Annotated in this window: 15 protein-coding genes; 3 read left to right on the top strand and 12 right to left on the bottom strand. The window is 71.0% G+C overall.

From position 1 onward, the window contains the following. Positions 1-8 precede the first annotated feature (8 nt). The 7 genes from OHA25_RS32710 to argC form a co-directional block, all read right to left on the bottom strand. Positions 9-1208, bottom strand: coding sequence for an argininosuccinate synthase (locus OHA25_RS32710; protein ID WP_327580791.1), 1200 nt, complete (start codon positions 1206-1208; stop codon positions 9-11). Continuing rightward, positions 1205-1723, bottom strand: a complete 519-nt coding sequence (locus OHA25_RS32705; protein ID WP_327580790.1) for an arginine repressor — start codon at positions 1721-1723, stop codon at positions 1205-1207. The genes OHA25_RS32710 and OHA25_RS32705 overlap by 4 nt, the downstream gene beginning before the upstream one ends. Further along, the gene (gene argF / locus OHA25_RS32700; protein WP_305921742.1) at positions 1720-2667 is read right to left on the bottom strand and encodes an ornithine carbamoyltransferase; all 948 of its coding nucleotides are present in this window, start codon (positions 2665-2667) and stop codon (positions 1720-1722) included. Before argF ends, OHA25_RS32705 begins: the two co-directional genes overlap by 4 nt. Then, positions 2664-3830, bottom strand: a complete 1167-nt coding sequence (locus OHA25_RS32695) for an acetylornithine transaminase (RefSeq protein WP_327580789.1) — start codon at positions 3828-3830, stop codon at positions 2664-2666. The genes argF and OHA25_RS32695 overlap by 4 nt, the downstream gene beginning before the upstream one ends. After that, entirely contained in the window at positions 3830-4702 is an 873-nt protein-coding gene (gene argB, locus OHA25_RS32690) for an acetylglutamate kinase (RefSeq protein ID WP_305921740.1), read from the bottom strand. The genes OHA25_RS32695 and argB overlap by 1 nt, the downstream gene beginning before the upstream one ends. Next, positions 4699-5850, bottom strand: coding sequence for a bifunctional glutamate N-acetyltransferase/amino-acid acetyltransferase ArgJ (gene argJ, locus OHA25_RS32685; RefSeq protein WP_327580788.1), 1152 nt, complete (start codon positions 5848-5850; stop codon positions 4699-4701). The genes argB and argJ overlap by 4 nt, the downstream gene beginning before the upstream one ends. 142 nt (positions 5851-5992) lie before the next feature. Then, positions 5993-7030, bottom strand: coding sequence for an N-acetyl-gamma-glutamyl-phosphate reductase (argC, locus tag OHA25_RS32680; RefSeq protein ID WP_442942218.1), 1038 nt, complete (start codon positions 7028-7030; stop codon positions 5993-5995). 123 nt (positions 7031-7153) lie between these two features. Between argC and OHA25_RS32675 the strand changes: the two genes are divergently transcribed. Further along, positions 7154-7687, top strand: a complete 534-nt coding sequence (locus OHA25_RS32675; RefSeq protein WP_305921737.1) for a hypothetical protein — start codon at positions 7154-7156, stop codon at positions 7685-7687. Here the strand turns inward: OHA25_RS32675 and OHA25_RS32670 are convergent. From OHA25_RS32670 to OHA25_RS32650, 5 genes are all read right to left on the bottom strand, one after another. Then, positions 7684-9723 carry a bifunctional aldolase/short-chain dehydrogenase gene (locus OHA25_RS32670; protein ID WP_327580786.1) on the bottom strand — a complete coding sequence of 680 codons (2040 nt, stop codon included), beginning with the start codon at positions 9721-9723 and terminating at the stop codon, positions 7684-7686. The two genes, OHA25_RS32675 and OHA25_RS32670, sit on opposite strands and share 4 nt — an antisense overlap. 6 nt (positions 9724-9729) lie before the next feature. Then, positions 9730-10887, bottom strand: coding sequence for an L-rhamnose isomerase (gene rhaI, locus OHA25_RS32665; RefSeq protein ID WP_327580785.1), 1158 nt, complete (start codon positions 10885-10887; stop codon positions 9730-9732). Between the two features lie 11 nt (positions 10888-10898). After that, positions 10899-11216, bottom strand: coding sequence for an L-rhamnose mutarotase (locus OHA25_RS32660; RefSeq protein WP_305921734.1), 318 nt, complete (start codon positions 11214-11216; stop codon positions 10899-10901). Positions 11217-11345: 129 nt separating this feature from the next. Further along, the gene (locus OHA25_RS32655; RefSeq protein ID WP_327580784.1) at positions 11346-14042 is read right to left on the bottom strand and encodes an exo-rhamnogalacturonan lyase family protein; all 2697 of its coding nucleotides are present in this window, start codon (positions 14040-14042) and stop codon (positions 11346-11348) included. A 110-nt stretch (positions 14043-14152) separates the two neighbouring features. Then, positions 14153-16081 (bottom strand): beta-galactosidase, encoded by a 1929-nt coding sequence (locus OHA25_RS32650; RefSeq protein WP_327580783.1) that lies wholly within the window; start codon positions 16079-16081, stop codon positions 14153-14155. Between the two features lie 352 nt (positions 16082-16433). On the opposite strand from OHA25_RS32650, the gene OHA25_RS32645 reads away from it, so the two are divergent. Continuing rightward, positions 16434-17438, top strand: coding sequence for a LacI family DNA-binding transcriptional regulator (locus OHA25_RS32645; RefSeq protein WP_327580782.1), 1005 nt, complete (start codon positions 16434-16436; stop codon positions 17436-17438). Further along, positions 17435-18847 carry a rhamnulokinase gene (locus OHA25_RS32640; RefSeq protein ID WP_327580781.1) on the top strand — a complete coding sequence of 471 codons (1413 nt, stop codon included), beginning with the start codon at positions 17435-17437 and terminating at the stop codon, positions 18845-18847. Before OHA25_RS32645 ends, OHA25_RS32640 begins: the two co-directional genes overlap by 4 nt. Positions 18848-18905: the final 58 nt, after the last annotated feature.

Below are 18905 nucleotides of genomic sequence, written 5' to 3'. Positions count from 1 at the left end.
TAGTGCAATCAGCCCTTCCTCGCGTCCCGCGCCGCGGCGATCTTCGCGGGGAGGGAGAACAGCTGGACGAAGCCCTTGGCGAGCGACTGGTCGAAGGTGTCGCCGGTGTCGTACGTGGCCAGCGAGAAATCGTACAGGGACTCCTCGGAGCGGCGGCCGGTGACGGTGGCCTTGCCGGCGTGCAGCGTCATGCGGATGTCGCCGGAGACGTGCTTCTGGGCCTCGGCGATAAGCGCGTCGAGGGCGTCCTTGAGCGGCGAGAACCACAAACCGTCGTAGACGAGCTCGCTCCACCGCTGGTCGACGCCGCGCTTGAAGCGGGCCAGGTCGCGCTCGACGGTGACGTTCTCCAGCTCCATGTGGGCCGTGATGAGCGCGATGGCGCCCGGCGCCTCGTACACCTCGCGGGACTTGATGCCGACGAGCCGGTCCTCGACCATGTCGATCCGGCCGACGCCCTGGGCGCCGGCGCGCTTGTTGAGCTCGTCGATGATCTGGTACGGCGTCAGCGGCCGCCCGTCGATCTTGACCGGGACGCCAGCTTCGAAGGTGACGACGACCTCGTCCGGCTCCTTCGGCTGGGACGGGTCGGCGGTGTAGGCGTAGACCTCTTCGGTCGGGCCGTTCCAGATGTCCTCCAGGAAGCCCGTCTCGACGGCGCGGCCCCAGAGGTTCTGGTCGATGGAGAACGGGTTCTTCTTCGACGTCTCGATGGGCAGGCCCTTGGCCTCGGCGTACTCGATGGCCTTGTCGCGGGTCCAGGCGAAGTCGCGGGCGGGCGCGACGACCTTCAGGCCGGGCGCCAGCGCGGCCAGGCCTGCCTCGAAGCGGACCTGGTCGTTGCCCTTGCCGGTGCAGCCATGCGAGACGACGGTGCCGCCGAACTGCTCGGCCGCCGACACCAGGTGCTTGACGATGAGCGGGCGCGACAGCGACGACACCAGCGGGTAGCGGTCCATGTAGAGGGCGTTGGCCTGCAGCGCGGGCACGCAGAAGTCGGCGGCGAACTCCTCCTTGGCGTCCACCACGACCGACTCGGCGGCGCCGCAGTCGATGGCCCGCTTCTGGATCGCCTCCATGTCCTCGCCGCCCTGGCCGAGGTCCACGGCGACGCAGACGACCTCGGCGTTCATCTTCTCGGCGAGGTAGGGGATGGCGACGGAGGTGTCGAGCCCGCCGGAGTAGGCGAGGACCACGCGCTCGGTCATTTCTGCTCCAAACTACGCCGGGCGGCGACTTTCAGGAGGGCGTCGGCGACCGCCGGCCCGCCTGCCGGGTCGCGGGTGATGACGAGGATGGTGTCGTCGCCCGCCACCGTGCCGAGGATGGACTCCCAGTCGGCGTGGTCGATCGCGGAGGACATGAACTGTGCCGCCCCCGGAGGGGTTTTCACGACGACCAGGTTGGCCGAGGCCTCGGCGCTGACCAGCAGTTCCTCGGCGACGCGCTGCAGCCTCGCCGATGGGGACTCGCCGGTGCCCACCCGGGCCAGCGGGATCCGCCCGCCGCCTTCGCCGGGCAGCGCGTACACCAGCGAGCCGTCCTCCGCGCGCAGCTTGAGCGCCCCGAGCTCGTCCAGGTCGCGCGAGAGCGTGGCCTGGGTGACCTCGACGCCGCTGTCGGCGAGGAGCTTGGCCAGCTCCGGCTGGGAGCGCACGGCCTGCCGCCGCAGCAGATCGGTGATCCTCTGCTGCCTGGCCGCTTTGGTCATCGGAATGGTCATCGGTGTGTCGCCAGCCAGTGCAGCAGCGCCTTCTGCGCGTGCAGCCGGTTCTCGGCCTGGTCCCACACGACGCTGCGCGGCCCTTCGAGCACCGCGTCGGTGATCTCGTAGTCGCGGTAGGCCGGCAGGCAGTGCAGCACGATCGCGTCGGGCGCGGCGTGCTCGAGCAGCTCGCCATTGACCTGGTACGGCATGAGGTCGCGGACCCGCTGCTCCTTGCCGTCCTGGCCCATCGACACCCACGTGTCGGTGGCGATCACGTGCGTGCCCTGGACGGCGGCGACCGGGTCCGACAGCGCGACCACCGAGCCGCCCGTCTTGGCGGCGATGGCGGCGGCCTGGTCGAGGATGACCGCGTCGGGCTGGTAGCCGGCCGGGGCGGCGATGCGGATGTGCATCCCGGCCGTGGCGCCGCCGAGCAGGTAGGAGTGGGCCATGTTGTTGGCGCCGTCGCCGAGGTAGGTCAGCGTGAGCCCGGCGGTCCTGCCCAGGTGCTCCCGGACGGTCTGCAGGTCGGCGAGGATCTGGCACGGGTGGAACTCGTCGGTGAGCGCGTTGACGACCGGCACGCGGGAGTGGGCCGCCATCTCCTCGATGAGCTCCTGGCCGGTGGTCCGCCAGACGATGGCGGCGACCTGCCGGTCGAGCACCCTGGCGAGGTCGGCGGTGGGCTCGCCGCGGCCCATCAGGACCGAGACGTTGTCCACGACCAGCGGTAGGCCGCCCAGCTCGCCGATGCCGGTGTGGAAGGAGACGCGGGTGCGGGCCGACGGCTTGTCGAACAGCACCGCGACCGTCTGCGGGCCCTCGAACGGCCGGTAGCCGAACCGGTCCTTCTTCATCGCGGCGGCGAGGTCGAGGACCTCCGCCTGCTCGGCGGGCGAGAGGTCGTCGTCCCTCAGGAAGTGCCTGATTTGCGCCGAGTCCGCGCTGTGCCTGGTCATCGGGCGGCCTCCGTCAGGATCGCGGGGAACGCGGCCACGAAGGCGTCCACCTCGTCGGCCGTCACCACCAGCGGCGGGGCGATGCGCACGGCGTCGGGCTGGAGGGCGTTCACCAGGAAGCCGGCGTTCGCGGCGGCCTTCTGGACGTCGGCCGAGCGCGGCTCGTTCAGGACCGCGGCCAGCCACAGGCCGCGGCCGCGGACGCCCTTCAGCAGCGGATGGCCGACGGCCTCCAGACCGTCGCGCAGACGTGCGGAAACGGTCTTCACGTGGTCGAGGTCCAGGGTGTCCAGCACCGCCAGGGCGGCGGCGCAGGAGACCGGGTTGCCGCCGAAGGTCGAGCCGTGGTCGCCCTTCGCGAACAGCTTGCCGACCTCGCCGAAGCCGACGCAGGCGCCGATCGGCATGCCGCCGCCCAGTCCCTTGGCCAGGGTCAGGATGTCGGGCGTGACGCCGTCGGCCTGGTGGGCGAACCAGTGCCCGGTACGCCCGATCGCCGACTGGATCTCGTCGGCCACCAGCAGCGCGCCGGTCGAGTCGCAGATCTCGCGGGCGGCCTCGAAGTAGCCGGCCGGCGGGGGCACCACGCCGGCCTCGCCCTGGGTGGGCTCCAGGAAGACCGCGATGCAGTCGCCGGTCACGGCTTCCTTGAGCGCGGTGGCGTCGCCGTAGGGGACGAAGCGCACATCGACGGGGAACGGGCCGAACTGGTCGCGGATGGACTGCTTGCCGGTCAGCGACAGGGCGCCGATCGTGCGGCCGTGGAAGCCGTTCTCGGCGGCGACGAAGTAGGAGCGGCCCTCGCGGCGGCCGTACTTGAGCGCCAGCTTGTACGCCGCCTCGTTGGCCTCGGTGCCGGAGTTGGCGAAGAAGACCCGGGCGGGGGCGTTCAGCAGGGCGATGAGCTTCTCGGCGAGCAGCACCTCGGGCTCGTGCAGGAACAGGTTGCTCGTGTGCGCGATGGTGGCGACCTGCGTCGACACGGCCTCGACCAGGGCGGGGTGCGCGTGGCCGAGCGAGCTGGTCGCGATGCCGCCGATGAAGTCGAGGTATTGCTTGCCGTCCACGTCCCACACACGGCAGCCCTCGCCGCGCGCCAGCGCGACCGGCGGGATGCCGTAGTTGGGCATGAACACCTTTTCGAACCTCTGATATAGGTCCATCAGGGCATCACCATCGTTCCGATTCCTTCGTTGGTGAAGATCTCTAGCAGCAGTGAATGGGGCACGCGACCGTCGAGCACGTGGGCCTGCGGCACGCCGCCCTGCACCGCCGACAGGCAGGCCTCCATTTTGGGGACCATGCCGCTGGACAGCGTGGGCATGAGCGTTTCCAGCTCGTCGGCGGTGAGGCTGTCGATCACGTCGGTGTCGTCGGGCCAGTTGGCGTACAGGCCTTCGACGTCGGTCAGCACGATCAGCTTCTGCGCCTGGAGCGCCACGGCCAGCGCGGCGGCGGCGGTGTCGGCGTTGACGTTGTAGATCTGGCCGTCGTCTCCCCTGGCGACGCTGGAGACCACGGGGATGCGGCCGTCGTCGATCAGGGCCTTGACGGCGCCGGGGTCGACCTTGATGATCTCGCCGACCTGGCCGATGTCGACCGGCTCGCCGTCCACGAGCGCGTGCTTGCGCACGGCGGTGAACAGGTGGGCGTCCTCGCCGGACATGCCGACCGCGAACGGGCCGTGCCGGTTGACCAGGCCCACGATCTCGGGGTTGACCTGGCCCGTCAGTACCATCCTGACGACCTGCATGGCCTCGGGCGTGGTGACCCGGAGGCCGGCGGTGAACGTCGACTCGATGCCGAGCTTGTCCAGCGCGCTGCTGATCTGCGGGCCGCCGCCGTGCACGACCACCGGGCGCAGGCCCACGTGGTGCAGGAAGACGACGTCCTCGGCGAAGCCCTCCTTGAGCGCCTCTTCGGTCATGGCGTTGCCGCCGTACTTGATGACGACCGTCGCGCCGTGGAAGCGGGTCAGCCAGGGCAGCGCCTCGATCAAGGCCTCGGCCTTCGTCTGGGCGGTGGAGAGCCTCATGAGCTGTACGCCGAGTTCTCGTGGACGTAGTCGGCCGTCAGGTCCGTGGTGTGCACGGTCGCGGTGTGCGGCCCGGCCGACAGGTCGATCGTGATGGTCACGTCCCGGGGGCGCATGTCCACCTTGGAGCGGTCGTCGCCGACCGCGCCGCCGCGGCAGATCCAGATGCCGTTGATCGCCACGTTGAGCCGGTCGGGCTCGAAGACGGCGTCGGTGGTGCCGACCGCGGCCAGGACGCGGCCCCAGTTGGGGTCCTCGCCGTGGATGGCGCACTTGAGCAGGTTGGAGCGGGCGACGGAGCGGCCGACCTTGACCGCGTCCTGCTCGGAGTGGGCGCCGATCACCTCGATGGCGATGGCCTTGCTGGCGCCTTCGGCGTCCACCAGGAGCTGCCTGGCCAGGTCGGCGCAGACCTCGGTGACCTTCTGCTCGAACTCCGCCAGGTCAGGCTTGACCCCGGAGGCGGCGCTGGCCAGCAGGAGCACGGTGTCGTTGGTGGACATGCAGCCGTCGGTGTCGAGCCGGTCGAACGTCTTGGCGGTGGCCTTGCGGAGCACCGTGTCGAGCTCGTCGCTGGTCACGTCGGCGTCCGTGGTGATCACGCAGAGCATGGTCGCGAGGGCCGGGGCGAGCATGCCCGCGCCCTTGGCCATCCCGCCGACCATGTAGCCGTTGGCCCGCTTGAAAGAGATCTTGGAGACCGTGTCGGTGGTCCGGATGGCGTCGGCCGCGGCCAGGCCGCCGTCCCGGGACAGCTGGGTGGCGGCGGTGTCGACGCCGGACAGCAGCGCCTCCATCGGCAGGCGCTCGCCGATCAGGCCGGTCGAGCAGACCGCTACCTCGCCCGCCGAGTCCTCGAGCGCCGCGGCGACCTTCTCGGCGGTGGCGTGCGTGTCCTGGAAACCCTCCGGGCCGGTGCAGGCGTTGGCGCCGCCGGAGTTGAGCACCACGGCTCGCAGCCGGCCGCCCGCCAGGACCTGCTGCGACCACAACACGGGGGCGGCCTTCACGCGGTTGGCGGTGAAGACGCCGGCGGCGGCGCGGCTGGGCCCGTCGTTGACGACGAGGGCCAGGTCGCGGGCGCCGGCGGATTTGATCCCGGCGGCGACACCCGCGGCTCTGAAACCTAGTGGCGCTGTAACGCTCACACTTCCTCCTTCGTCAGCCGCACCGTTGCGCGCCTGCGAGTAAACGTGGAGTCCCAGGACATGGTGCTCAGCTCGGCCCTCCAGGCACCGGCCGCGAACCGCGAACCACCCGGTCGGGGGCCTTTGGCCGCCACGGCGGAGGTCACGGTGCGACTCCTGCCAGGGGGAGGCCGAGCTCTTCCGGCAGGCCGAGGGCGAGGTTGACGCTTTGGATGGCGCCTCCGGCCGTGCCCTTGGTGAGGTTGTCGATGGCGATGACGGCGACCACGCGGCCCGCGCGCTCGTCGAGCGTCACCTGCAGGGCGGCGGTGTTGGCGCCGTAGGTCATGGCGGTGGCCGGCCAGACCCCTTCGGGCAGGAGCCGGACGAACGGTTCGTCCTTCAGCGCCACCTCGTACGCCGCCCTGAGCGACTCCTGGGTGAGGCCGGGCGTGGCGGGGGCGGTGCAGGTGGCGAGGATGCCGCGGCTCATCGGGGCCAGCGTCGGGGTGAACGACACCCGGACCAGCGTGCCGGCGACGGCCGACAGGCCCTGCTCCATCTCGGGGGTATGCCGGTGCACGCCGCCCACGCCGTACGCGCTGACCGAGCCCATGACCTCGCTGCCCAGCAGATTGGGCTTGAGCGACTTGCCCGCGCCGCTGGTGCCGCTGGCGGCCACCACGACCACGTCGGGCCCGGCCAGCCCGGCGGCGAACGCCGGGAACAGGGCCAGCAGGACCGAGGTCGGATAGCAGCCGGGGACCGCGATCCGGGTGGCCCCGCGCAGGGCGTCGCGCTGTCCCGGCAGCTCGGGCAGCCCGTAGGGCCAGGTGCCCGCGTGCTCGCCGCCGTAGAACTCCTGCCAGGCGGCCGGGTCGGCGAGCCGGTGGTCGGCGCCGCAGTCCACCACGACCGTGTCCGCTCCGAGCTGGGCGGCGACGGCGGCCGAATGGCCGTGAGGCAGCGCCAGGAAGACGACGTCGTGGCCGGCGAGCACGCCGGCCGTGGTGTCCTCGATGATCCGGTCGGCCAGCTGCGGCAGATGGGGCTGGTGGGCGCCCAGGCGGCTGCCCGCGCTGGAGGCCGCGGTGAGCGCGCCGATCTCAAACTCGGGATGGCCGAGCAGGAGCCGCAGCAGCTCGCCCCCCGCATAGCCGCTGGCTCCGGCGATCGCCGCCCTCATCCCATCCTCCTGCATATTCATGCATAACTGCTCATGACCTTGCTTGTGAAGATGATGCACTGCTCAGGATGGATGTGCAAGCCGGTCGTCCCAGCAGGCTGCAGGTGAAACCCAAGTCGCAGGCAGAATGATGAGCCTATGAGCGATTTCTTGCCCGATGTGCAGTTCGTCACACCCGCGGGGAGGGACCCTGGGCGGGTGGGGAAGGTCATCCTCGTGCTGCTCTGGCTCGTGGTGTGCCTGATGCCGATGGTGTTCGTCGTACGAGATCTGGAGCTCGCGACGGGCCGGATCGGCACACCGGGCACGCTGCAGGTGATCTCGTGCGAGGACCTGGGCGAGGGACGCTACGACTGCAAGGGGTTGTTCAGCCCGGACTCGGGGGGCGCTCCCATGCCGGTGGACGCCTCGCCGGACTCCTCGGCGGGGGACGTCAAGCGGGCGCAGCTCACGCCCGAAGGAGATCGGGCCGTTCCGGCAGGGACGATGGGCGTGCTCGCCGCTCTGACGTTGCCGGCGGTCGGATTCGGCGGACTGGGCTTCCTGCCGTACGTGATCATGTACTGGGCGGGCGCACGCAGGGGGCGGCGGGCCGCCGTGATCGGAGGCTGGCTGATCACGGCGGCCGGCGTCGCGGGGATGCTGGTCGGGCTCGTCGCCTCCTACGCCTAGCGCAGGAAGGCGGCGGCCACGCCGGCGTCCACCGGGATGTGCAGGCCCGTGGTGTGGGTCAGGTCGCCGCCGGTGAGGGCGAAGACGGCCGCGGCCACGTGCTCGGGCAGCACCTCGCGCTTGAGCAGGGTGCGCTGCGCGTAGAACTCACCGAGATTCTCCTCCTCGACCCCGTAGACCTTCGCGCGGTTGGCGCCCCAGCCGGAGGCGAAGATGCCTGAGCCGCGGACCACGCCGTCGGGGTTGATGCCGTTGACGCGCACGCCGTGGGCGCCCAGCTCGGCCGCGAGCAGCCGGACCTGGTGGGCCTGGTCGGCCTTGGCGGCGCCGTAGGCGACGTTGTTCGGCCCGGCGAAGACGGCGTTCTTGGAGGAGATGTAGATGATGTCGCCGCCCATGGCCTGGTCGATCATCACCCGGGCGCTCTCGCGGGAGACCAGGAACGAGCCGCGCGCCATGACGTCGTGCTGCAGGTCCCAGTCCGCGAGGGTGGTCTCCAGCAGCGCGCGCGAGAGCGACAGGCCGGCGTTGTTCACGATCAGGTCCACGCCGCCGAAGGCCAGCACGCCCGCGCGTACCGCGGCGACGACCTGCTCCTCGGAGGTGACGTCCACGCCGGCGGCCACGGCCACGTCGGACACCCGGTACGCGCTCGCGCCGATCTCCTCGGCCACCTTCTCGGCGGCGGCCAGGTCGCGGTCGGCGATCACCACGCAGGCGCCCTCGGCGGCCAGGCGGCGGGCGGTGGCCGCGCCGATGCCCGAGCCGCCGCCGGTGACCAGCGCCACGCGTGTGGCCAGGGGCTTGGGCTTGGGCATGCGGCGGAGCTTGGCCTCCTCCAGTTCCCAGTACTCGATGCGGAACTTCTCCGACTCGGGGATGGGCGCGTAGGTGGAGACGGACTCGGCGCCGTGCATGACGTTGATGGCGTTGACGTAGAACTCGCCGGCCACCCGGGCAGTCTGCTTGTCCTTGCCGAAGGAGAACATGCCGACGCCCGGCACCAGCACGATGGCCGGGTCCGCGCCGCGCATCGGCGGTGAGTCGGGGGTGGCGTGCCGGTCGTAGTAGGCGGTGTAGTCCTCGCGGTAGGCGGCGTGCAGCTCACGCAGCCGCTCGACGGCCTGCTCCAGCGGCGCGTCCGGCGGCAGGTCGAGCACCAGCGGCGCGACCTTCGTGCGCAGGAAGTGGTCGGGGCAGGACGTGCCCAGCGCGGCCAGCCTCGGGTGCTCGGCGCGGGAGACGAAGTCCAGCACCTCGGGCGTGTCGGTGTAGTGGCCGACCGTGCGCACGTCGGTGGAGGCCAGGCCGCGGATGACCGGGAACAGCGCGGCCGCGCGGGCGTGCCGCTCGGCCTCCGGCAGCGTGTCGTAGACGACCGAGCCGAACGGGTCGGGCCGGCCGTGCTCGGCGAGGTACGCCTCCGCGGTGCGGATGATCTCCAGCGAGCGGGACTCGCACTCCTCGGACGTGGCGCCCCAGGCGGTGATGCCGTGGCCGCCGAGGACGCAGCCGATCGCCTGCGGGTTGGCGTCCTTGATCGCGGCGATGTCCAGGCCGAGCTGGAAGCCGGGCCGCCGCCACGGCACCCACACCACGCGGTCGCCGAAGACGCGCCTGGTCAGCTCCTCGCCGTCGGCGGCGGTCGCGATGGCGATGCCCGCGTCGGGGTGCAGGTGGTCGACGTGGCCCGCCTCGACCAGGCCGTGCATGGCCGTGTCGATCGACGGGGCCGCCCCGCCCTTGCCGTGCAGGCAGTAGTCGAACGCGGCGACCATCTCGTCCTCGCGCTCGACGCCCGGGTAGACGCCCTTGAGCGCGCGCAGCCGGTCCAGGCGCAGCACCGCCAGGCCGGACTCCTTGAGCGTGCCCAGGTCGCCGCCGGAGCCCTTGACCCAGAGCAGCTCGACGTCCTCGCCGGTCACCGGGTCGGACTCACTGCCCTTGGCCGAGGTGTTGCCGCCGGCGAAGTTGGTGTTGCGCGGGTCGGCTCCCAGGCGGTGCGAGCGTTCCAGCAGTTCGTTGATGACATCCATGGTGCTTCAGGCCCCCCAGCCGGCCTGCTGTCCGCCGACACGCTCGGCGGCGATTTTCTCGAAATATCCGGACTTGGCGTACGCGGCCATCGGGTCGGGCGCGAGGCCCATCTCCTCCCGCAGCTCGGCGAGCAGCGGCCGCACGTCGGTGTTGTAGGCGTCCATGAACACGGCGTTCGAGCCCAGCACGTCGCCCTCGTTCTGCGCCGCGGCCAAAGCCTCGCGGTCGACCAGCAGGGCCTTGGCGGTGGCCTCCTGGACGTTCATGACCGAGCGGATCTGGCCGGGGATCTTCGGCTCGATGTTGTGGCACTGGTCGAGCATGAAGGCCACGTTGAGCTCAGGGTCGAAGCCACCACCGCCCACCACCTCGAACATGATGCGGAACAGCTGGAACGGGTCCGCCGCCCCCACCATCAGGTCGTCGTCGGCGTAGAAGCGGGAGTTGAAGTCGAAGCCGCCGAGCTTGCCCTCGCGCAGCAGGAACGCCACGATGAACTCGATGTTGGTGCCCGGCGCGTGGTGCCCGGTGTCTACGACCACCTGCGCCTTGGGGCCGAGCTTGACGCAGTGCGCGTACGCGGTGCCCCAGTCCGGCACGTCGGTGGCGTAGAAGGCGGGCTCGAACAGCTTGTACTCCAGCAGGAACCGCTGGCCCTCGCCCAGGCGCGCGTACACCTCGGCCAGGGACTCGGCCAGCCGGTCCTGGCGGGCGCGGATGTCGTCCTGACCCGGGTAGTTGATGCCGTCGGAGAACCACAGCTTGAGGGTGTCGGAGCCGGTGGCGTCCATGATGTCCACGCACTCGAGCAGGTGGTCGGTGGCCTTGCGCCGCACCCGCGGGTCCGGGTTGGTGACGCTGCCGAGCTTGTAGTCGTCGTCCTGGAAGACGTTGGAGTTGATCGCGCCGATGCCGACGCCCAGGTCCTTGGCATGCCGGGCCAGGTCGGCGTAGTCGTCCACCTTGTCCCACGGGATGTGCAGGGCGACCGTGGGTGCCACCCCCGTGTAGGCGTGCACCTGGGCGGCGTCGGCGAGCTTCTCGTACGGGTCGCGCGGCACGCCCTGCTGGGCGAACACCTTGAACCTCGTGCCGCTGTTGCCGTACGCCCAGGACGGCGTCTCGATGTGCTGCGCCCGTAGCGCGGCCTTGATGTCAGTCATGAACTCCCCGATCAATCCAGGTGGAACACTTCGGTCAGCGGCGCCATGCCCTCGTCGGGGCGACCGTCGAGGTCCTCGAAGAAGGGCGCCATCTCGGCCTGCCAGCGGGCGTTGACGTCCGTCTCGGCCATGGCCTTCTTGGCGGCCTCGAAGTCCTCGGTCTCCAGGTAGCCCACGAGCAGGCCGTCATCCCTGAGGAAGAGCGAATAGTTGTGCCAGCCGGTGCGCGACAGCGCCTCTCGCATGTCCGGCCAGACGTTCTGGTGGCGTTCGCGGTACTCCGCCAGCCGCTCCGGGCGGACTTTCAGCAGGAAGCAGACGCGTTGCACTGACACTCCCTTCAAAACGTTTTAATCCTCCGTGCAGGAAACTATGATTCCTGGTGCTCGCTGTCAATGCGTCCCCGGCCCCCGGCTTGACCACGAGGTCAGCCGGGGGTGGTGACACGTTTTAATCGGTCATCTGGGGAGCTTGTCGCCCACGAGGGCCAGGTTCTGGATGGCGGCCAGGCCGTACAGGGCGGTGGTGTTGGTGGAGACCCAGGCCGCCTCGTCGGTCGGGTTGAGCGTGGTGCCGACCTTCTCGGACTTCCACGGCAGGGTCGGGGCGTACCCGTCGCCGGTGCGGAACTCCGTCCAGGCGCGGGTGGCGAGGTCGTCGCGCTTCAGCCGGACCGCCGCGTACGCCGTGAGCCTGGAGTGCCCCTGCTTGAGGATGAGGTTGCCGAAGTGGGCCCCGGTCTCGGCCGCCTGCTCGGCCCTGGTGGCGTTGAACAGCCGGCAGTACTGGAGCCACGCCTTCTCGAAGTCCGGCATGTCCACCAGGTCGATCAGCTCGGCGCAGATCTCGACCTGCCCGAACATGGCCGACAGATGAGACACCGCCACCTTCTTCGCGGCAGCCGCGAACTCACCGGTGTTGATGTTGTAGAGCCCCTCCCCCGTGACGAACCCGTTGGGCATCGCGGCGATGGTCCGCATCGTGGCCTTGAGCTTCTTCTCGGCGATCGGGTCGCCGCCGCGCTCCCATTCGGTGAGCCAGGCGGCGGCCAGGCCGCTCCAGTCGGTGCCCAGGCCGATGGCCAGCGCCTCCGGGTTCGGCGTGTACGGCGCCGTGCGGATCTTCCGCAGCGGGTCGAGCGCCATGAACGTTTTGTCGGAGTCCACCAGCGCCCGCATCAGGTCCCCGGTGCGCTCGTCGGCGGTCAGGAAGTAGAAGATGCGCCGGTAGACGGCCGTCGAGATGCGTTGCTGCTTGGCGCTGCACCCCCAGTGCTGGACGTTGTGCCGGGTCCCGAGCCCGGCCCACGGGCCCAGGTGGTAGACGTCCACCTCGCCGGTGTGCCGGGTCATCGCCTCGGCGAAGCGGAAGACATCGGCCCGGCCCGAGCGCAGGTAGGCGTACCAGAGCCACAGGTCCGGCGAGAGCTCGGAGTTGTCCCAGGCGTAGCCGCCGATGTCGTAGCGCCACACGCGACGGTCCTCGTCGAACGTGTGCATGATGTCGCCGTAGTCCCAGAAGCCGTACCAGTGGCGCTGCTCGACCTGCTTCTTGTAGTAGTCGAAGAGGAAGTCGAGCCGGTCCTCGATGGTCTTCTTCTCCGGGGTGGACCGGTCGACCGGGGTGAACAGGCCGCCGAACACCTTGGCGGCGGCCAAGTGCTCGGGCGGGGCGATGATCAGCGGCGGCGTGCGCACCGCGTCGGCCATCGCGCCGAGCCGTGCGGCGTCGGGGGTGGCGGCCACAGCCCAGAAGGTCAGCTCGGTCGTCCGCGCGATGCCGAGCGGCGTGCCGAACCCGGGCTCGTAGTCCTCGTAGGTGATGTTGAGGCCTTCGATCTGCTCAGGGAAGGTGTCCTGGCCGAGGCCGTCATGGTAGAAGCGGGTGTCCATCGGCCCGGCCTCCGGCGACCACATCCAGACCGTGACCTCGGCCTCCTCGGAGGCGGCGCCGCGGATGTCGAGCTGGCCGGGGTGGCGCTGCCAGAAGTCGCGCATGCCGAACGCGAAGCCACCGCCCACGCCGCCCACGTAGCCGAAGCCCGAAGCCCGCTTGCCCTGGTCGACGGCGACCCAGCCGTACCCCTTCTTGGTGCGCTTCTTCAGCGTGAAGCCCTCGGAGGACAGCTGGGAGAGGGTGTAGTCGCCCCAGTCCGGGATCAGGTGGACGCGGCTGCTCACCCGGGTGTCCCAGGTGGCGATGTCCGGCAGCTTCTGGCCGGCCACCTGCGCCTTGCGGACGGCCAGGCCCGGGTCGCGGCGCAGGCCCGTGATGCCCTTGACCGCCTCGGCGAGCTGGCCGTGCCCGTCACCGACGAAGCGGACGTGCCGGTTGTAGGCCTCGTCCCGCATCGGGACGCGGAAGCGCACGCCGAGGCCGGCGATGAAGTCGTTCTGACCGTCACGGTCGAACACGAACGTGTGCGTCATGCGCACGCTCTCCGCGCCGGCGTAGAAGTACAGCCGGACCGTGAACGGCAGCCAGGACTTGCCCTTCTTGGAGGTGTGGCGGCCCTCGATCCTGATCACGGCGCGCACCGGGCCGGACTGCTCGACCTCGACCTTGGCGATGTCGCTGAGGTAGGAGTCCACTTCGGTGGTGCGGTCGTCGCCGTCGTCGATCTTGCTCTGCCTGAGGCTGACCAGCTGTCCTTTTCGGGCGATCTCGGTCTCGCCGCGCCAGATCTGGGAGATCAGCTCGCTGCCGCCCTTGCGGACGCGGACCCGGATCACGCCGGTGTCCACGTCCACGTACTGCTTCTCGTCCTTGACCGTGACCGGCTTGGCCGGAGCGGCCGCGGCGCCGGGCCGCAGCGTGTACGTCTCGGCAACGGGGGTGCCGGGGCCCGTGGCGTGGGCCGTCCACTTGAGCGAGCCGTCCGGCCAGTATCCGAGCGGCCACGTCTGCACCGGCACGGCCGCGCCGTCGGCGGCGGTGAGCGCGAACTGCTGCTCCTTGGGCACCGTGCCCTTGGGCCAGGGGACGCCCCAGGTGGTACCGGGGGCCTCGGCGGGCTTGCCCTCCAGCCAGCGCAGGCTGACGTCGGGGATGTCCAGGGCGGCCAGGGCGGGCGACTCCAGCATCGAGGCCAGCGGGACGGCCGCTCCGGCGACGGCCATTCCCTTTAACGCATCACGTCGCGAGATTTCGGACATTGGGGGTGCACCTCCGTACGGGAAGGGGGGTGATCGATGGGACGGCGCCTGGAAGCGCTTTCCCAACGGGTATGCCGGGCCGCGGGCGGCTGAGCGCCGCGGCTCGGATGTCAGGCGGGGAGGACGACGACGTCGCCGGCGGGCACGGTCACCTGGTCCCCCGCAGGGGTCGTCACGACGGCGTCCTCCTCCGTGTGGTTGATCGCGAACAGGAACGAGCGGCCGTCGGGGTGCGAGCGCCGCACCACCTCCACACCCGGGCCTGCCTTGGCGACGGGTTCGGCGCCCGCCTCGGCGCAGACGGCGGCCACGACCTCGGCCAGCGCCTCGTCGTCCAGCCGGGTGGTCAGGTAGTGCGCGGCCCCGTCGCCCCAGGAGTTGCGGGTCCAGGCGGGCTCGCCGGTGGCGTAGGTGTCCAGGACCTTCGCCCCGCCGGCGTGCGCCAGCTCGCTCCATACGGTCCCCGTCGCCCCCGACGCCAGCCGGATCGGCCCGTCCAGGGGGAAGAACTCCTCGACCGTCACCCCGAGCAGGTCACGCCACGCCCCCGGGTAGCCGCCCAGCCGCACCCGGTCGTGCTCGTCCACGATCCCGCTGTACGGCCCGACGAGCGCGACCCCGCCCCGGCGGACGAAGTCCTCCAGGTTGGCCGCCCCCGCGTCGCTCACCAGGTAGAGCGCGGGCACCAGCACCAGGCGGTAGCCGGACAGGTCGGACTCGGGCCGGGCCAGGTCGCAGGTGACGCCCGCCCGCCACAGGGCGGCGTGCCAGCGCTTGGCCTCCTCGACCGGGTCCAGGTCCGCCGTCGGCTGGGCGGGATGGTCCTGGGCCCACACGCTGGAGTGGTCGAGCAGGATCGCCACGTCGGCCTTGACGGTGCTGCCTGCGACGTCGGAGAGCCCGGCCAGCTCGGCGCCGAGCGCGGCGACCTCGCGGAAGATCTTGGTGTTGGTGCCGGCGTGCGGCAGCATCGCCGAGTGCCACTTCTCGGCGCCGGCGCGGGAGGCCCGCCACTGGAAGAACATGATCCCGTCGGCGCCCCTGGCCAGGTGCTGCAGGGAGTTGCGGCGCAGCTCGCCGGGCGCCTTGGCGAGGTTGCGGGGTTGCCAGTTGACGGCGCTGGTCGAGTGCTCCATCAGCAGCCAGGGCCGCCCGCCGTTCAGCGAGCGCGCGTAGTCGGCGGCGAAGGCCAGGTCGATGTGGGGCTCGGCGCGGGCCCCGACCAGATAGTGGTCGGTCGAGACCACGTCGAGCTCGTCGGCGAAGGACCAGCAGTCCATGTCCCAGTGCGCGCCCGCCATCAGGTTCGTGGTGGCGGGCACGTCCGGGCTGATCGACTTGAGCAGGTCGCGCTCGGCGACGTACAGCTCGACGAGTGCGTCGGAGCTGAACCTGCGGAAGTCGAGCTGCTGCCCCGGGTTGGGGAAGCTGGGGGTGGCGCGGGGCGGCAGGATCTGGGCCCAGTCGCTGTAGCGCTGTGACCAGAAGGCGGTGCCCCACGCGTCGTTGAGCTCGTCCAGAGAGGCGTAGCGGTTGCGCAGCCAGGCGCGGAACGCCGCGGCGGAGGTGTCGCAGTAGCAGCGGGCGTTGTGGCAGCCGTACTCGTTGTGCACGTGCCACAGGGCCAGCGCCGGGTGCGCGCGGTAGCGCAGGGCCACCTGCTCGGCGATCCGCAGCGCCTTCTCGCGGTAGATCGGCGAGCTGGGGCAGAAGCCCTGCCTGCTGCCGTGGTAGAGCCGCCGCCCGTCGGCGTCGACCGGTAGCGCCTCGGGGTAGGTGTCGGAGAACCACGGCGGCGGAGAGGCCGTCGGGGTGGCCAGGTTGGCCTGGATGCCGTTCGCGGCCAGCAGGTCCATCACCCGGTCGAACCAGCCGAAGTCGAACACCCCCTCGACGGGCTCCAGCATCGACCAGGAGAAGATCCCGACGCTGACCCTGTTGACGCCGGCCTCGCGCATCAGCGCGACATCCTGCTCCCACGTCTCCTCGGGCCACTGCTCGGGATTCCAGTCGCCGCCATAGGCGATGACATCCGGCATGAGCCTGCCTTTCGAGTAACTGTTAGCGCTCACAGCTTGTTACGCCTGCGTGTACGGGGGATTAAAACGTTCCTCGCGCCTGCCGCACAAGACCTTTACGCCAGCGTGAGAGCGTAGCTCCAGGTCAGGGCGTAAGAAATCACTGTCGCCGCCGTCTTCCCCACCACTCCTCGTGCGCCCGCAGGCATCGCTCCGGGTGAACCGATTCAATGCTTTAGGCGGCAGCTTCGCCCGGCCGTCGCCAGGACCTGCCAGGAGGGCGCGCCGCAGCCATCGCCTGGTTCCCCTGGACCGGGCGATGTAGGGGCGGCCATGTGGCGTCCTGTGCGTTTGTACGTTTTAATTGGGCCCCATGGCCATGGTCAGCATTAAGGACGTCGCCGCGCACGCCGGCGTCTCCCCCGGCACGGTCTCCAACGTACTGAACCGGCCAGGCAAAGTCGCTCCCGCCACGCGGGAGCGGGTGGAGGCGGCGATCAGCGAGCTGGGCTTCGTCCGGCACGGCTCGGCCTCGACGCTGCGTGCCGGGCACAGCAGGACGATCGGCCTGAGCGTGATCGACATCGGCAACCCGTTCTTCACGGAGGTCGCCGCCGGGGTCGAGGACGTGGCCAGCGAGCTGGGCTACGCCGTCATCCTGGGCAACTCGGCGGGCTCGCAGGACAAGGAGGACCGCAACCTGCGGGTGCTGGCCGAGCACCGGGTGCGCGGCGTGCTGATCACCCCGTCCGGCGAGGACCCGGCCAGACTCGACCGGATGCGCGAGCACAACATCAGCGTGGTGCTGGTCGACCACCCGGCGCACCGGCCCGACCAGTGCGCCGTCGCCGTGGACGACGTGGCGGGCGGCCGCGCCGCCGTCGCGCACCTGCTGTCCAAGGGTGCGCGCAGCATCGCCTACATCACCGGACCGCTGACGATCAGGCAGTGCGTGGAGCGCCGTGAGGGCGCCAAGGCGGCCATGCGGGCCGTCGGGCTCGACGCCGGCGAGCTGCGGGTGGTGGAGGTCGCGACGATGACGGCCCGCGCGGGCGAGAAGGCGGCCGCCGAGCTGATGGCCGGCGGCCCCCTGCCGGAGGCCGTGTTCTGCGCCAACGACCTGCTCGCGCTCGGCATGCTGCGGGCTCTGCTCCGCTCCGGGGTGCGGGTGCCCGAGGACGTGGCGCTGATGGGCTACGACGACATCGAGTTCGCCGCCGCCTCGACGGTGTCGCTGAGCTCGATGCGCCAGCCCACCTATCAGCTCGGCCGCATCGCCACCGAGCTGCTGCTCGACGAGTGCGACAACCCCGAGACGCACGCCCACCAGCACATCATGTTCCAGCCGGAGCTGGTCGCCAGGGAGTCGACCCAATGAGCCGCCGTTTCGCCGCCGTGGACCTCGGAGCTTCCAGTGGCCGGGTGATGCTGGCCGATCTGTCCGACGGGTTGAAGCTGACCGAGGCGCATCGTTTCCCCAACGGCCCGGTGCGCGTGGCCGGCCGCCTCTACTGGGACATCCTCGGCCTTTATCGCGAGATCCTGGCGGGCCTGCGTGCCGCGGGCCCGGTGTCGTCGATCGGCGTGGACTCGTGGGCGGTCGACTACGGGCTGCTGGACGAGTCCGGCGCGCTGCTGGGCAACCCGGTGCACTATCGCGACGACCGCACGCAGGGCGTGGCCGAGCGGGTGGCCGAAGAGGTCGGCGCCGAGGCGCTGTATGAGGTGTCCGGGCTGCAGGTGCTGCCGTTCAACACGATCTACCAGCTGCTGGCCGACCGGCTGGACCAGGCGGCCACGATGCTGCTGATCCCCGACCTGCTCGGCTATTGGCTGACCGGCGAGCTGGGCGCGGAGGTGACCAACGCCTCGACGACGGGCCTGCTCGACGTGCGCACCAGGACGTGGGCGACCCCGCTGATCGAGCGGCTGGGGCTGCCGTCCGGGATCTTCCCGCCGCTGCGGCAGCCGGGCGAGGCGGTCGGCGGGCTGCGCCGGGACGTGGCCGCCGAGATCGGCTGGTCGGCGCCGGTCAGAGCGGTGGGCTCGCACGACACGGCCTCGGCCGTGGTCGCGGTGCCCGCCACCGGGCCGGCGTTCGCGTACGTCTCCTGCGGCACGTGGTCACTGGCCGGGGTGGAGCTGCCGGGTCCGGTGCTGACGCCGGACAGCCGCGCCGCGAACTTCACCAACGAGGCCGGCATCGACGGCACCGTCCGCTACCTGCGCAACGTCATGGGGCTGTGGCTGCTGCAGGAGTGCCTGCGCGCCTGGCCCGGCTCCGACCTGGGCGATCTGCTGAAGGCGGCGGCGGGCGAGCGGCCGTTCGCGGCCGTGGTCAACCCGGACGAGCCGGTGTTCCTGCCGCCGGGCGACATGCCGGCCAGGATCGCGGCCGAGTGCCGCCGCACCGGGCAGCGACCGCCGGCCACCCCGGCGGCGTACGTGCGGTGCGTGCTGGAGAGCCTGGCGCTCGGGCACCGGCAGGCCATCCGGCAGGCCGTCGAGCTGTCGGGGCGCGACGTGGAGGTCGTGCACCTGGTGGGCGGCGGGTCCCGCAACGAGCTGCTGTGCCGGCTGACCGCGGACGCCTGCGGGCTGCCGGTGGTGGCCGGTCCCGCGGAGGCGACCACGTTCGGCAACGTGCTCGTGCAGGCGCGCGCGGCGGGGCTGGTCTCCGACCTGGCGGAGATGCGGTCGCTGGTGGCCGCGGCGGAGCCGCTGCGCCGCTACGAGCCCTCCGGCGACGCCGGCGCATGGGACGAGGCTGCCTCGCGCGTCTTCTGACCCCCTTTGACCTTGGTTTTCGCTCTGTCCGGTTCGGGCAAGAGTCGGACCAGGGGCA

Source organism: Nonomuraea sp. NBC_00507 (assembly GCF_036013525.1).
In the GTDB taxonomy this organism is placed as follows: Bacteria; Actinomycetota; Actinomycetes; order Streptosporangiales; family Streptosporangiaceae; genus Nonomuraea.
The sequence above is the reverse complement of the archived record's forward strand: the minus strand, read 5'-3'. Positions and strand labels throughout refer to the sequence as shown.

Coding starts and splice junctions, on each gene's coding strand:
- OHA25_RS32710 (WP_327580791.1), bottom strand. CDS start 1,208: ATGACCGAGCGCGTGGTCCTCGCCTACTCCGGCGGGCTCGACACCTCC.
- OHA25_RS32705 (WP_327580790.1), bottom strand. CDS start 1,723: ATGACCATTCCGATGACCAAAGCGGCCAGGCAGCAGAGGATCACCGAT.
- argF (WP_305921742.1), bottom strand. CDS start 2,667: ATGACCAGGCACAGCGCGGACTCGGCGCAAATCAGGCACTTCCTGAGG.
- OHA25_RS32695 (WP_327580789.1), bottom strand. CDS start 3,830: ATGGACCTATATCAGAGGTTCGAAAAGGTGTTCATGCCCAACTACGGC.
- argB (WP_305921740.1), bottom strand. CDS start 4,702: ATGAGGCTCTCCACCGCCCAGACGAAGGCCGAGGCCTTGATCGAGGCG.
- argC (WP_442942218.1), bottom strand. CDS start 7,030: ATGCAGGAGGATGGGATGAGGGCGGCGATCGCCGGAGCCAGCGGCTAT.
- OHA25_RS32675 (WP_305921737.1), top strand. CDS start 7,154: ATGAGCGATTTCTTGCCCGATGTGCAGTTCGTCACACCCGCGGGGAGG.
- OHA25_RS32670 (WP_327580786.1), bottom strand. CDS start 9,723: ATGGATGTCATCAACGAACTGCTGGAACGCTCGCACCGCCTGGGAGCC.
- rhaI (WP_327580785.1), bottom strand. CDS start 10,887: ATGACTGACATCAAGGCCGCGCTACGGGCGCAGCACATCGAGACGCCG.
- OHA25_RS32655 (WP_327580784.1), bottom strand. CDS start 14,042: ATGTCCGAAATCTCGCGACGTGATGCGTTAAAGGGAATGGCCGTCGCC.
- OHA25_RS32650 (WP_327580783.1), bottom strand. CDS start 16,081: ATGCCGGATGTCATCGCCTATGGCGGCGACTGGAATCCCGAGCAGTGG.
- OHA25_RS32645 (WP_327580782.1), top strand. CDS start 16,434: ATGGCCATGGTCAGCATTAAGGACGTCGCCGCGCACGCCGGCGTCTCC.
- OHA25_RS32640 (WP_327580781.1), top strand. CDS start 17,435: ATGAGCCGCCGTTTCGCCGCCGTGGACCTCGGAGCTTCCAGTGGCCGG.